Source organism: Marinomonas sp. ef1 (assembly GCF_002806845.1).
Classification (GTDB): Bacteria; Pseudomonadota; Gammaproteobacteria; order Pseudomonadales; family Marinomonadaceae; genus Marinomonas; species Marinomonas polaris.
The window spans coordinates 1-282 of sequence record NZ_NHTT01000043.1 but is presented as its reverse complement, the minus strand read 5'-3'; the positions used below and the strand labels follow the sequence as shown (position 1 = coordinate 282).

General features: G+C 45.0%; 1 rRNA gene. It reads right to left on the bottom strand.

Going from position 1 to position 282, the window contains the following annotated elements:
* Positions 1–50 precede the first annotated feature (50 nt).
* Positions 51–165 (bottom strand): 5S ribosomal RNA (gene rrf / locus CCS02_RS22005).
* Positions 166–282 lie beyond the last annotated feature (117 nt).

The following is a 282-nucleotide window of genomic DNA, read 5'->3' as shown; positions in this document are numbered from 1 at the left end:
ACGAAAAAAAGCCCTGACAGCGTTAGCTATCAGGGCCTTCTTAATATAAAGCTTGACGACGACCTACTCTCACATGGGATCTCCCACACTACCATCGGCGATGGCGCTTTTCACTTCTGAGTTCGGGATGGGATCAGGTGGTTCAACGCCTCTATGATCGTCAAGCAATTCGTTTTGCGTTTGTTTTGAGGTGCACTGTGTTGTGCGCTGACGTTTTATCGTTAGCTTGTCTCAAAACACGCGAATACGTGCTTGGATCTTTAACAATTCTTTTTTGAAATA